Below are 13,889 nucleotides of genomic sequence, written 5' to 3' on the forward strand. Positions count from 1 at the left end.
ATCCCCCTAGTTCGTCGCTACTTCTTTCTGCATATAGCGATTGAGATAGCGTTCATTACTATTTAATATCTTTTCTAGTAATAAAACGATGATATAGTACACGATGGAGAGTGCCAAATAGATTTCTAGTGCCCGAGTCGTGGAGGCAATAAGCGTTTCTCCACGTCCCACCATATCCATAACCCCAATCGAGAAGGCAAGTGAGGTATCTTTCAATGAACTAATCATTGTGTTGGCCATATTCGGAAAAGCTACACGAATCGCCTGTGGTAGCACAATACGTATAAAAGTTTGCGAACGGCTTAAGCCAACTGAATAGGCTGCTTCTATTTGACCGCGATCAACCGTTAATATAGCTGCTCTAAAAATTTCTGCAAATGCTGCTGCGTTGCTGCATGTATACGTAATAATGACAAAATAAATGGCATCCATCCTTGTCACATCGATGTGAAGGATTTGTAATAGTGCTGGTATGCCATAAAACACTAAAAACAACTGCACCAGTATCGGCGTCCCTCGAATATACGATATATAAATCGATGCAAACTGCTTCAAAACAGGTATGTGAAGCAGTTTCGGTATAGCGATTACTAGACCGAACAGCATCCCAAAAAGAATCGAAAAGATTAATATTTCAAGTGTTATGGGCAAATACCGAAGCAATGTCGGTAGTACGTTCGCTATTAGCATGAAGTCGAAATCATTCGCCATCCTTCCTTCACCCTTTCCTGTTTTGCTTAGAAATCGACTGAGTAATCGTCACCTAACCATTTTTTACTTAACTTACTTATAACTCCATCCGCCTTTAACTCTCTAATGGCTTCGTCAATACGCTCCTGTAATGGCACCGCGTCTTTATTAAGTAAGAAATAAACTTTGGAATTTAATAATGCGTCACCTACGACTTTTTGTTGGGCTTCATTGTTTTCGTTATAGTACCTTACCGCAAATGGCGTTGTAATGATCGCATCGATACGACCACTTGCAATTTGGTTATTGACATCTGCTGAACTAGACGAATAAACAATATTTACACCTAAATCATGCTCTTTATTGTATTTTTCAAGAAAGACAGCCGAGTTACTCGTCGCTGAAACATTGACACTTTTTCCTTTTAAATCATCAATGGATTGGATTTCACCGTTTTTCTCATTTACCGTTACCTTTAATGGAAATACATTATAAGGCTCCTTGTTGAATAAGAACTTCTTCTCTCGCTCACTATTGACTTCCATTTGATGTGCGATAAAATCAATTTTTCTTGTTTCTAAACTTAGTAGTAAATTAGAAAATTCCATTGTTTTAAATTCAATTTCATATTCTGGTAGTTTTTCATCAATAGCACGAACAAGCTCGACATCATAACCTGTTAAGTTTCCTTTATCATCTAAGAAACATATATTTGGAAATTGCGTCCCAGTACCCACAATTATTTTTTGAACATCTTTTCCCTCTTGTGCTGACTCATTTTTAATCGCACCTCCTTGTATCTCCTCGGCACTTGTACAAGCTGTTAAAAGGAAGGTAAGCACTATTGTTAAATAAAGCGATAATTTTTTCATACAATTCCTCTTTTCGTGTCAGATATGCAAAGCCACACTATCTTCAAGCGCTGCCTTTAAATGCTCTAGCCCTATTTCCGTTACAGCTTTGTATACACCATTTTTACTTGAGCCAATTTCTACTATCGGCACATAGCGTACACCGTATTTCGTCTCAAGAATGTCTCGAAACGCATCATTATGTGTCACATCTACTGTTTGATAAGGAATCTCTTTCTCTTGTAAGTATGTTTTTACTTCCTCACAATAACTACAACCTTGTTTTGACCACACTACTACATTTATCTTTTTTACCATGTTCATAGCCCCCCTTTAGCTTACTGCTTCCTGTTGTTGTAAATGTAAATTCACTGGACTTAACAGCTCAAATGACCGTTCACGCTCTAATGCCTTCAATACGGGCGTATGCAGAATAAATTCATCAATCTGATATTGCGCATGATAGGCATCTAATTGTTCTTTTATTTCTTCAGGGGTACCGTATAAAATATCTGCATCATACTGTTTGACAGTGAAGGACTCTCCTGATTCTTGCCCAAATTTTTCAGCTAGCTCCACAGAATTCAATGTTAAGCTTCGACCACTGGCTAAATGCACCTTCGTTATTTTTTGCTCGCCTACTAAATCTTTCGCTTCCTCTTTTGTGGGTGCAGCAAGAGCAGCTACGGCGACAGCAAAATGGCCTTTAGGATAATGCATGCGATATGCCTCTGATGCTTCTTTTAACACATCGTGATCACTATTTATAAAACGCGCAAAGACAAAGGCAATGCCTAATTTCCCTGCTAGTGTGGCACTTTGTGGACTCGCACCAAGTAAAAATAGCCCAGGTTTCACCTTTGGAATAGGCGTTGCCTGTATACCATGCAATTCATGTTCTGCTGGTACTGCATCATCAAGTAATTGTTGTAAAAATGATAGGCGTTCCTCAAAATCTTGCCCTGTATTAATCGTGCCATATTGCAGAGCCTTTGTAGAAAGTGGCAAACCACCGGGTGCTTTTCCAATACCTAGATCTACGCGCCCTGGCTCCAACGATGCGAGCACATGAAAATTTTCTGCAACTTTAAATGGGCTATAGTGCTGTAACATGACGCCACCTGAACCAATATTAATGGATTTTGTCTTTGCCAGTAGATAAGATACTAAAACTTCCGGTGATGTCCCAGCTAATGTATTCGTATTATGATGCTCTGACACCCAAAAACGGCTATAGCCTAACTGCTCTGCTTTTTGTGCTAATGCCACTGTGTTTTGTAAAGTTCGTTCGTTTGTTGCGTCCCCAATAATAGGGCTTTGATCTAGTATGCCTAACGAGTAACTCATACATTGCCTCCTTAATTTCTTTTATTCAAATAAATTTACTAGGTTTTTAGACAGACTGTTTGATATAACGGCTTTCTTTAAATGGTAAACCTAAATTACCACGTAATGTATCCGCCTCGTATTCCTCTTTATAAAGCCCACGTTCCTGTAAAATCGGTACAACTTTGTCAACAAAATCATCAAGTGCTCCTGGAACTGTAACACCTATAATAAAGCCATCCGCCGCTTCTTTTTCAAACCATTCTTGCACTAAATTTGCAATATGCTGAGCTGTTCCAAAGAAGGCAGTTTTAGGTGTTGCTTCTCGTAAAGCCACTTGGCGTAGTGTTAGCCCCTCTTCCCTTGCATACTTTTTAATATAGTCTGTTGTGCTTCGGAAACTATTTGCGCCAATATCGCCAAGCTCAGGGAACGGCGCATCAACATCATACTGTGTAAAATCATGATGATCGAAATAGCGACCAAGATAAGCCAGTGCACGTTCAATAGAAACAAGCGCAACGATCTCCTGGTACTTTGCCTCTGCCTCCTCAATTGTGTCGCCAATTATCGGTGATATTCCAGGGAAAATCTTTACCTCCTCAGGGTTACGCCCAAATGCTTTAACCTCTGCCTTGACCTTTTTATAAAATTTCTGTGACTCTTCTATCGACGCACCATGCGTGAATATTGCATCTGCATCCTTTGCCGCTAAACGAATACCTGCATCTGATGAACCTGCTTGAAAAATTACAGGCTGACCTTGTCGAGAACGTGCAATATTTAACGGTCCTTGTACAGAGAAATACTGTCCTTTATGGTTCAATGTATGGAGTTTTTCTCTGTCAAAAAATACATCGTTTTCAACATCTGCCACAAAAGCATTGTCATCCCATGAATCCCAAAGCCCTTTTACTACTTCTAAATACTCCTCTGCAATTTGGTAGCGTTCTGCATGGCTTGGATGTTGCTCAATGGTCTTATTGTAATTTAAAGCTGTGCTCTCAAGTGGTGTCGTTACTACATTCCAGCCTGCGCGACCACCACTAATATGGTCGAGCGATGCAAACTGACGCGCCACTGTAAAGGGCTCACTATAAGACGTTGAAACTGTTCCGACTAAGCCAATATTTTTTGTTGCTACGGCCAATGCCGATAATATTGTCAGTGGCTCAAAGCGGTTTAAAAAATGTGGAATCGACTTTTCATTTATAAATACACCATCTGCGATAAAAGCAACATCAAATTTTCCCTGTTCCGCTTTCTGCGCTTGTTGTGTGTAAAATGATAAGCTTACACTTTGATTGCTCGCTACCTTTGGATGACGCCAACCTGAAATATTTCCGCCCACACCATGAATTATTGCACCAAATCGAATTTTATCCTGTCTCACCATCATTTTCTCCTCCACATTTTCTTATTTTTACTAAACAAAGTGGTTAAGTATGTTTTTAGTTAAAAAATAATATTTCACTTATGATGCGCTCTAAACATTCATAAATAAAATAGGATTGAGGATGATATTACAGTTCATTTACCCTTTATGCAATAGGTCGCTTAATAGAAAAAATTTTAATTCTCAATAAAATATTTTATCAATCAGGCCTTTCTTGTTCTTGAAATTGCACAGCCGTTTCTAGCATTGTATCCCAAAATGCTGGTGCAAGTGTTTTCTTATTTCTATATGTCAAAAAAATATGCTGGTTCATATCGAGTAAATGTTTGACATCAATTTCTATAAATTCACCACTTGCAAGCTCATTTCTCACACATAAATGTGGCAAAAAACTCAGGTATTCTTTCGTGTGAATTAATGCTTTGGCTATTTCTAAATGATCTGTACGCACTTCAATATTGGCTGTAACGCCTTCTACCTCAAACATTTTGTGCACATAATTCCAATCAAACGCACCACACTCAAAAAACACCATTTTCTGCTTTGCAAGCTCCTTCGCTTTAACAAGTGAATTTCCGCTACAAGGATGATCTCGATGCATGACCAATTTAACAGCATTACTCAGCAAGAACTCATTATTAATGCCATCCTTATGCACGTATTGAATAAACCCTATATCAATTTGGTGACTTTGTAATTTTTCTAAAATCACACTTGTTGTACCAGTTATTATTTGAAAGCGCATGTGTGGAAAACTTTTTTTCCATTTAGGCAATGCGTACGCTAAAAAATATTGAGCCGTCACAAGATTTGTGCCTATGCATATTTCGTCCGATTGCTGTGTTTCTTTTAAATGCTTCTTTCCTTGCTGAAACGTTTGCACAATCTGTGTCGCAAATGGTAAGAAATCCTTCCCCTTATCCGATAAGATGACGCTTCGTCCATCCCGGTGAAATAACTCAACATTTAAGTCTCGCTCCAATGATTTAATACGCGCCGTCACTGTTGGCTGTGACAAAAACAATGCATGAGCAGCTTTATGAATGCTCTTGTAATGCACAACATATAAAAACGCTTCGATATGGTCAATATTCAACTGTAGCCCTCCTAAAATTACTTATTTATCCTATTATATAGATTCCCACCTTTATTCTCTATAAAAGATTGGAAAACTAGGTATTTAAATTCTTAATTAGCTCGTCTCTTTTGTGATTTTGATGAACTAGCTCTTGCTAACTCTGAACGGTGAATTTGAAAAACACAAGGATGCAATTTAAACCGTTTGTTAAATTAAGACAAAAAAAGTAACCTAGCGTCTCCCAGGTTACTTTCTCTATGTAACGATGAGGCCATCCATCTTGACAACTTACATCGCGTGCGACACACATCCCTCTGTCTGCTTGTCGCTGTTATTTATTCAAATTGCCACCCTCTGTTGCCAACTTGAACTCTAAATATATCAGCACTTCTCAACCCGAGAAGCATATGTCAACCATTCAACCAAAATGATACAAAGACTGCCTTTTTTGAGGCATATAAACCGTTTTACTGTTGAGCACCTATCTGATTCGCCACAGAAGTTTATTTATCCTAAAATTGATGCAAGCACTGCCTTCTGTGCATGTAGTCTATTTTCTGCTTGCTCAAAGATGTAAGAATTAGGGCCATCTATAACTGATGTTGCCACTTCTTCTTCACGGTGCGCTGGTAAGCAGTGGAGGAACATATAATCAGGTTTCGCATGGACAACAAGCTCGTCATTGATTTGGTAAGCAGCAAAATCTTGTAGACGTTTGGTAGCTTCTTCTTCTTGCCCCATAGATGTCCAAACATCTGCGTAAACAGCGTCAGCATCGTTCACCGCTTCTACTGGATCATTCGTAATAGTAATCGTACTGCCATTTGCTGCTGCGATAGCTTGTGCTTGTGCGATAACCTCTGTATCACATTCATAGCCAACTGGCGTTGCAACTGCTACGTGCATTCCTACGTGTGCAGAAGCGACTACTAATGAGTGCGCCACGTTGTTGCCATCTCCAACATATGCAATTTTAAGTCCTTTTAGTTCACCTTTATTTTCTGCAATTGTTTCTAAATCCGCTAATGCCTGGCATGGGTGATAAATATCTGTTAATCCATTTATAACTGGAATGGCAGCATGCTCTGCAAGTTCTTTTACCATGGCATGTGAGTTTGCACGGATCATAATCCCATCTAAGTAACCTGATAGCACATGTGCTGTATCATAAATTGACTCTCCGCGACCAATTTGTAAATCACGTGCATGCATAAACATACCTTTACCACCCAATTGATTCATGCCAACCTCGAATGAAATACGTGTACGTGTTGAATGTTTTTCGAATATCATACCGAGTGTTTTTCCTTCTAATAGCTTCGGACATTTACCTTCTTTTGTAATAATTTTCAGTTGAGTTGATAGTTCAATTAATCCCTGAACTTCTTCACTTGTATAGTCTAACAAAGTCAGTAGGTCTTTTCCTTTTAAGCTAGACACTAACTTTAACTGTACTTCTTCTAATAGTTTCATAGCCTTCGCTCCTTGCTTTTATTGCTGTTGAATTTAGTATACACATGCATAAATATAAAATCAACTGAATTTTTATGTTTATTTTCAAAACTTAGAATTTAATTGTGGATTGTGTCAGGAATTCGTCAATTCGAATATTTATGCATTATTAACTTTTTTTATTGTACAAATAATTGCTGCAAAAAGTGAATTCTAACTTTTCCACTTGAGAAATGGTAAAGGACAGGACCTTGCTTATGTAGTTTAAAAAGTATAGCCAATTAAAAAGAGCCTGCCCAAGGGCAAGCTCGAATCATCTTAGTCAAATGTAATTTTGTTCACTGCATCACGGTCTAATTTTTTAATCACTTCAACCATAAGTTTTACCGCGTTATCGTAGTCATCACGGTGTAAAATACCCGCATGTGAGTGGATATAGCGTGTGGCAATACCAATTGATAGTGCAGGTACACCATTTGCAGTCAAGTGAATAGAGCCAGCATCTGTACCGCCGCCTGCCATCGCCTCAAATTGATATGGAATATTGTTATCGTCTGCCACGTCTAAAACAAATTCACGTAGGCCACGATGTGATACCATCGAGGCATCGTAGACAACGATTTGCGGGCCAGCACCCATTTTACTGTTTGACTCTTTTGGCGTTACTCCTGGTGTATCTCCAGCTACACCAACATCGACAGCAAAGCCGATATCGGGCTGAATTTTATGCGTTGCTGTTTTCGCACCACGAAGGCCAACTTCCTCTTGTACGTTCCCTACAGAATACAGGATATTTGGATGCTTTTCATCCTTTAATGCTTTCATAACATCAATTGCAATGGCACAGCCGATACGGTTATCCCATGCTTTAGCTAATAAATACTTGTCGTTTTTCATGACATTAAATTCGAAATATGGTGTCACCATATCACCAGGACGTACGCCCCATTCCAGTACCTCTTCTTTTGAAGCTGCACCAACATCGATAAACATATCTTTAATGTCTACTACTTTGTTACGTACATCTGCTGGTAAAATATGAGGCGGTTTAGAACCGATTACCCCGATGATTTCTTCACCTTTGCGCGTTGTAATGGTTACACGCTGGGCAAGCATAACTTGGCTCCACCAGCCACCTACAGTTTGGAATTTAATGAAGCCTTTGTCGTCAATTTGAGTCACCATGAAACCTACTTCATCTAAATGACCTGCGACAACAATTTTAGGGCCATTTTCATCGCCCACTTTTTTAGCAATCACACTTCCTAAATTATCTGTTTCTACTGAATCTGCGTACGGTGCGATATATTTTTTCATGACCTCACGAGGTGCACGCTCATTACCTGCAATACCATTCGCATCCGTTAAATCTTTGAACATTTGCAAAGTTGAATCTAGTTGTGTCATCCTTTTGCCTCCTACATCTTATATCTCCTCTATTATACTTCGTTTACCGAAATATTCCTAGCAAATCGTCTGAAAATTGACGATTTTTTTACTTCTTAGAAATTGAAATTAATAGCCATTACGTTGGCGATTATAATTTTCTTCATTTTTTTCAATGTAGGCAGACACAACATCTTCAAAAGTAAAGCCTAGATTATACGCAAGCAATCCATAGCATTGCCATATCGCTAAATATTTATCCTCGGTTGGCTGACCAATAAACGCTAAAATATAGTCTTGTGTCATTAAGAAGGTCTCTGTCAAATCTCGTTTTTCCTCTATCACTGGCCACTTTTCGATAGTCGTATAGCCTTTTAATAAACCAAGCGACAATATAAAGTGAATCGAATCCACATATTCCTCTAAAATGACGTCACGTGTGGATGGTCCTTTTGTACTCCAAAACTTAAAGCAACGTGTTTCATTAGCAAGTTCTGCCAGTTCGACCATTAATGCTAATCCTTTTTCCTTAAATACATCGTGTTCAACTTTTTGTGTTTTCTCAATAAATTCATCTAGTTCTTTTTGCATTATAAACAATTGTTGTAAATTCATTTTTTTCTCCTAAATTCCTAAAAATATTTATAAATAGTGAAACTAATTGTCCCCCCTAATCGTATAGGAAGGAATAACCTTTATTCAAGGGGGAAATTAAAAATGTTACCGTTACTTATTCGACTTGCTGTCATTGCGCTTATTATTTATGTATTTTATAAAGCGATACGTTATATAACTGATCCTAAGCGAAAACTTGATGAAGCCTATGAAAAAGGCCAGTACTACTTTTATGATGACGTCAAAAATGTAAGAAAAAATTTCTTTATTTCTTTTAAGGGTGCACTTTTTGAAGGCGAAAAATACTTAGGCACGACCGAAGATGCATTTGAGGTTGTGACGATTTTCGTTGGTGCTCGAGACGCTGCGACACTGCAAGGGTTTACTAAAAGTGACTTCACGTACCTCCAGCAGGAAATCTTAATGAATTATCCAAACGCCAAAATTAACTGGAAGCAACCCATTGAACAGCTTATGCGCGACACATCCTCTTCATGAGGGTGTGTTTTTATGTCTAACGAATGACTTTTTGTGATTTATCGAGTACATTTTTTGATTTATCACCTAACTTTTTTAATTTATCACCCAACTTTTTTGATTTATCACCTAACTATTTAAATTTATCGCCCAACTTTCCAAATTTATCGATGCCATCATCATTACAATAAAAAAGGACGCCCTCTAGAGAGCGCTCCCCCATAATTGCACGACGATAAAAATTTGAATAGCTGCAAGTAGTGGGAAACCGAAAGCAAAGCTATTGTGGCGCGTTTTGTGACGGAATAAATACATTCCTAGTACGCCTCCAACTGCACCACCAGCGATGGCTAATGTAAATAATGTACGCTCTGCAATGCGCCATTCATGCTTTTTCGCTTTTGATTTATCCATGCCCATCATAATAAGCAGTACCACTGAAACTATTGCCATATAGGCAAGTAATGCTTGTGCCATGAGAAACTCCTTTTGGTGGTTTACCTAACATACCCTTTGCAATATGTAGTTTCACCTGTTTTCTATTCTATCTATTTGTTGAAAATTCAATTGCTACAAGTTGAAGCAAAAATGCCTTTTCTCTTTCTATTTTTTTACTAGTGTAACATAAAAAAAGACTGATGGAAAAATCCATCAATCTTTACGATACTTATTTATTCACACCATTCTACGACTGTCGCAGAAGTAATTTTGACTATGTCAAAAATTATTTAGCAACTGCTTGTTTAGCAGCGTCTGCTAATTGAGTGAATGCTGCTGCATCAGTTACAGCTAGATCAGCTAACATTTTACGGTTAACTTCGATACCAGCAACTTTTAATCCGTGCATTAAACGGCTGTATGAAAGACCATTCATGCGAGCAGCTGCGTTGATACGAGTGATCCATAATTTACGGAAATCACGTTTTTTCTGACGACGGTCACGGTATGCATATTGACCTGATTTCATTACTGCTTGGTTAGCAACTTTATATAATGTATGTTTTGAACCATAGTAACCTTTAGCTAATTTCAATACTTTTTTACGACGTTTGCGCGTCACTGTTCCGCCTTTTACGCGTGGCATATGAATTACCTCCTGCTTTTCATTTAAAAATGAATATTAGTTTATTTTGTGTAGTTAATCATTTCATGTAAACAAGTAATGATTTGATGCGTTTGAAGTCACCAGATGATACTACGTTTGCTTTACGTAGGTGACGTTTTTGTTTCGTAGATTTGTTTGCGAATAAGTGGCTTCCATAAGCACGGTCATATTTTAATTTACCTGTACCCGTTTTTTTGAAACGTTTCGCAGCTCCACGGTGAGTTTTCATTTTTGGCATGTCGAATTCCTCCTAAACTGTTCGTCTAATATTATTTCTCGTTCTTTGGTTGAAGAACTAAGAACATGCTTCGGCCTTCCATCTTCGGTTTTTGTTCAACCGTCGATACTTCAGCACAAGCTTCAGCAAAACGATCTAACACACGTTGACCAATATCTTTATGTGTAATCGCACGACCTTTAAAACGTAGGCTACATTTTACTTTATCACCTTTTTCAAGGAATTTAACGGCATTACGTAGCTTCGTTTGAAAATCATGTTCATCGATAGTTGGGCTCAAACGAACTTCTTTCATCACGATGACTTTTTGATTTTTACGAATTTCACGGTCTTTCTTTTGCTGTTCAAACTTAAATTTACCATAGTCCATGATACGAGCGACTGGCGGCTTGGCTTGAGGGGCCACAAGGACAAGATCCAAGTTTACACGAGCGGCGATTTCTAGCGCTTCATTACGTGTCTTTACACCAAGCTGGTCACCATTGTGATCGATTAATCGAAGTTCACGTGCGCGAATGCCTTCGTTTACATACATGTCTTTGCTAATAGTAATCCACCTCCAAGTAATTGTCGCGAATACATGGTTTGGGCAAAGCCTTGCCCGGTTGAACGGTACATCCTCTCGTCATGTCCATAAAAAAAGGACGGACATTTTTGAAGATGTCCGCCCGCTATATGTGCATGCGCAAGTTTACGCAAAACAATTCAACGTGTCATACCTGTTCACAGCCTAAGCGTTGTATCAGGTGAGAAGCGGGCAGCCTCTACTTCAACCACAAACTTTGTATTCATTAACCTTCATTATATTAGCATGTACTTAACAAGCTGTCAAATAATTATTTTCACTTTGCTCATTTACAATTAGTATAACCTAATAATTTTTATTCTATACCTAAAAATATTATATTACCTATAAAAACCTCACTCACCGTTCAACGGGAGGGAGGTTTTCATCTGATTTTATTAGAAGCGTGCTACTTCTGCTTTAATGTTCGCTAGGAAATCCTCAAAGCTAATTGTTTCTGAATCTTTTGAGCCGTAGCGACGAACGTTTACGCCTTTTGCTTCTACTTCTTTATCCCCTATCACAAGCATGTATGGGATTTTTTTCATTTGTGCTTCACGGATTTTATAGCCAAGTTTTTCTTCGCGATCATCCATCTCTACACGTAAGCCTGCAGCTGTTAATTGCTCTTCAATTTGTTTTGCATAGTCGAAGTGCGCTTCGTTTGATACAGGAATCACTTCTACTTGCACTGGTGCTAACCAAGTTGGGAATGCACCTTTGTATTCTTCGATTAAGAAAGCAACAAAACGTTCCATTGTTGACACTACACCACGGTGAATAACAACTGGACGATGCGGTTTACCATCTTCACCAACGTAAGTTAAGTCAAAACGTTCAGGTAATAGGAAGTCCAACTGAACAGTTGATAAAGTTTCTTCTTTTCCGATAGCTGTTTTTACTTGTACGTCAAGTTTCGGACCGTAGAATGCAGCTTCACCCTCAGCTTCGAAGTAGTCTAAGCCAAGTTCATCCATTGCTTCTTTTAACATACTTTGTGCTTTTTCCCACATTGCATCATCATCAAAGTATTTCTCTGTATCTGCTGGATCACGATAAGATAAACGGAACGAGTAATCTTTTAAATCGAAGTCTTTATATACTTCAAGGATTAACTGCACTACTTTTTGGAATTCTACTTTAATTTGGTCTGGACGAACAAAGATATGCGCATCATTTAACGTCATGCCTCGTACACGTTGTAGCCCTGAAACTGCACCTGACATTTCATAACGGTGCATTGTACCAAGTTCTGCAATACGTAATGGTAAATTACGGTATGAGTGCATGCTGTTTTTGTATACCATCATATGGTGCGGGCAATTCATTGGACGCATGATTAATGTTTCGTTGTCCATTTCCATTGGTGGGAAAATTGAATCTTGGTAATGGTCCCAGTGGCCTGAAGTTTGATAAAGCTCTTTTGAACCAAGGACTGGTGTGTACACATGTTTGTATCCAAGAGATAATTCTTTATCCACAATATATCGTTCGATAACACGGCGGATTGTTGCACCATTTGGTAACCACAGTGGTAAACCTTGCCCTACTTTTTGAGAAGTTGTAAACAGCTCTAATTCTTTACCGATTTTACGATGGTCACGTTCTTTTGCTTCTTCAAGCATTTGCAAATGATGTTTTAGCTCTTCTTTTTTAAAGAAAGCCGTACCGTAAATACGTTGCAGCATTTTGTTATCAGAGTTTCCTCGCCAGTAAGCACCAGCTAATGAAAGAAGTTTGAATTCACGTAGTTTACCCGTTGATGGTACGTGAATACCGCGACAAAGGTCGAAAAATTCACCTTGGTAGTAAATAGATACTTGCTCGTCAGCTGGGATAGCCTCAAGAAGTTCTAATTTGTATTCATCATCAATTTCAGTGAAGATTGCTTGAGCTTCATCACGAGAAACGTTTTTACGCTCTACTTCAATATTTTCAGCGATAATTTTTTTCATTTCTTTTTCAATTGTTGGTAGGTCTTCAGCAGTAATTGGTGTTGGTGCATCAATATCGTAGTAGAATCCACCTTCAATTACTGGACCGATGCCAAGCTTTACATCTGGGAATAGACGTTTAATTGCTTGTGCAGTTAAGTGAGCTGTTGAGTGACGAAGAATTTCTAATGCTTCCTGGTCATCTTGTGTAATGATGGCAATCGTTGCATCCTCTTCGATTGGTGTTTTCAAGTCAAGTAATTCACCATTTACTTTACCGGCATAAGCTTTTTTACGAAGTCCTGGGCTAATAGATGCTGCTACGTCGTCAGTCGATGTGCCTTTTGCATATTCCTTTACAGCGCCATCTGGAAACGTTAATTTAATCATGTCTGACATATTGTTTGCACTCCTTATTGTTTTTTTGTTTTGATGCATAATGATGTAGGGTGGAGCAACTTTATTCACTAATTGAGCAAATAATAAACCGTAAAAAAACAAAAAAGCCCCGTCCCTAATGAAAGGGACGAAGCGTGTGCTCGTGGTTCCACCCTTCTTCCTTCCGACCATAAAGTCAGACGAAGCTCAAGGCTAGCTAACGGGCTAGGGACCGGCGAAAGATATTCCCTCTCGCTGCTCAGTAGGTAGTAAATAACGTGTTCACACTAGGAAGCTTACAGCCAATGACTCCCCTCTCTTTAAGCTGATACACAAAACTCATGTCCTCATCAATGCATTTTGTTATTTTGTATATGTGAAAGTATACGCTCGATTGT

15 protein-coding genes and 1 other annotated feature are annotated in these 13,889 nt (G+C 38.6%); of the genes, 1 reads left to right on the forward strand and 14 read right to left on the reverse strand.

The features are described from left to right. Positions 1–6: 6 nt before the first annotated feature. From ACOMCU_RS16515 to ACOMCU_RS16555, 9 genes are all read right to left on the reverse strand, one after another. Positions 7–711 carry an amino acid ABC transporter permease gene (locus ACOMCU_RS16515; protein WP_010860150.1) on the reverse strand — a complete coding sequence of 235 codons (705 nt, stop codon included), beginning with the start codon at positions 709–711 and terminating at the stop codon, positions 7–9. A gap of 26 nt (positions 712–737) precedes the next feature. After that, entirely contained in the window at positions 738–1,562 is an 825-nt protein-coding gene (locus ACOMCU_RS16520; protein ID WP_421050774.1) for a transporter substrate-binding domain-containing protein, read from the reverse strand. Between the two features lie 18 nt (positions 1,563–1,580). Further along, the gene (locus tag ACOMCU_RS16525; protein WP_010860152.1) at positions 1,581–1,859 is read right to left on the reverse strand and encodes a glutaredoxin family protein; all 279 of its coding nucleotides are present in this window, start codon (positions 1,857–1,859) and stop codon (positions 1,581–1,583) included. A gap of 15 nt (positions 1,860–1,874) precedes the next feature. Beyond that, a complete protein-coding gene (locus ACOMCU_RS16530) occupies positions 1,875–2,888 on the reverse strand; it encodes an LLM class flavin-dependent oxidoreductase (RefSeq protein ID WP_010860153.1) in 1,014 nt (337 codons plus the stop codon). A gap of 46 nt (positions 2,889–2,934) precedes the next feature. Then, positions 2,935–4,263 (reverse strand): LLM class flavin-dependent oxidoreductase, encoded by a 1,329-nt coding sequence (locus ACOMCU_RS16535; protein ID WP_036130611.1) that lies wholly within the window; start codon positions 4,261–4,263, stop codon positions 2,935–2,937. Between the two features lie 199 nt (positions 4,264–4,462). Next, positions 4,463–5,359: a LysR family transcriptional regulator gene (locus tag ACOMCU_RS16540; protein ID WP_010860155.1), complete on the reverse strand. Its 897-nt coding sequence runs from the start codon at positions 5,357–5,359 to the stop codon at positions 4,463–4,465. 489 nt (positions 5,360–5,848) lie between these two features. After that, a complete protein-coding gene (gene argF, locus ACOMCU_RS16545; protein ID WP_010860156.1) occupies positions 5,849–6,814 on the reverse strand; it encodes an ornithine carbamoyltransferase in 966 nt (321 codons plus the stop codon). Positions 6,815–7,111: 297 nt separating this feature from the next. Beyond that, a complete protein-coding gene (locus ACOMCU_RS16550) occupies positions 7,112–8,200 on the reverse strand; it encodes a M42 family metallopeptidase (protein ID WP_010860157.1) in 1,089 nt (362 codons plus the stop codon). Between the two features lie 108 nt (positions 8,201–8,308). Then, positions 8,309–8,794, reverse strand: coding sequence for a dUTP diphosphatase (locus ACOMCU_RS16555; RefSeq protein ID WP_421050776.1), 486 nt, complete (start codon positions 8,792–8,794; stop codon positions 8,309–8,311). 102 nt (positions 8,795–8,896) lie between these two features. On the opposite strand from ACOMCU_RS16555, the gene ACOMCU_RS16560 reads away from it, so the two are divergent. Continuing rightward, positions 8,897–9,292 (forward strand): hypothetical protein, encoded by a 396-nt coding sequence (locus ACOMCU_RS16560; protein ID WP_036130616.1) that lies wholly within the window; start codon positions 8,897–8,899, stop codon positions 9,290–9,292. Between the two features lie 183 nt (positions 9,293–9,475). Here ACOMCU_RS16560 and ACOMCU_RS16565 read toward each other — a convergent pair whose 3' ends face one another. The 5 genes from ACOMCU_RS16565 to thrS form a co-directional block, all read right to left on the reverse strand. Continuing rightward, positions 9,476–9,748 carry a DUF1294 domain-containing protein gene (locus ACOMCU_RS16565; RefSeq protein ID WP_010860159.1) on the reverse strand — a complete coding sequence of 91 codons (273 nt, stop codon included), beginning with the start codon at positions 9,746–9,748 and terminating at the stop codon, positions 9,476–9,478. Positions 9,749–9,995: 247 nt separating this feature from the next. Continuing rightward, entirely contained in the window at positions 9,996–10,355 is a 360-nt protein-coding gene (gene rplT / locus ACOMCU_RS16570; RefSeq protein ID WP_010860160.1) for a 50S ribosomal protein L20, read from the reverse strand. 58 nt (positions 10,356–10,413) lie between these two features. Then, positions 10,414–10,614, reverse strand: coding sequence for a 50S ribosomal protein L35 (gene rpmI / locus ACOMCU_RS16575; protein WP_010860161.1), 201 nt, complete (start codon positions 10,612–10,614; stop codon positions 10,414–10,416). 31 nt (positions 10,615–10,645) lie between these two features. After that, positions 10,646–11,149, reverse strand: a complete 504-nt coding sequence (infC, locus tag ACOMCU_RS16580) for a translation initiation factor IF-3 (protein WP_010860162.1) — start codon at positions 11,147–11,149, stop codon at positions 10,646–10,648. 95 nt (positions 11,150–11,244) lie between these two features. Further along, positions 11,245–11,390 (reverse strand) — a sequence feature (ribosomal protein L20 leader region). Positions 11,391–11,577: 187 nt separating this feature from the next. Next, the gene (thrS, locus tag ACOMCU_RS16585; protein ID WP_036130622.1) at positions 11,578–13,512 is read right to left on the reverse strand and encodes a threonine--tRNA ligase; all 1,935 of its coding nucleotides are present in this window, start codon (positions 13,510–13,512) and stop codon (positions 11,578–11,580) included. Between the last annotated feature and the right edge of the window lie 377 nt (positions 13,513–13,889).

Source organism: Lysinibacillus sp. UGB7, from assembly GCF_049058285.1.
Lineage (GTDB): Bacteria > Bacillota > Bacilli > Bacillales_A > Planococcaceae > Lysinibacillus > Lysinibacillus sphaericus_B.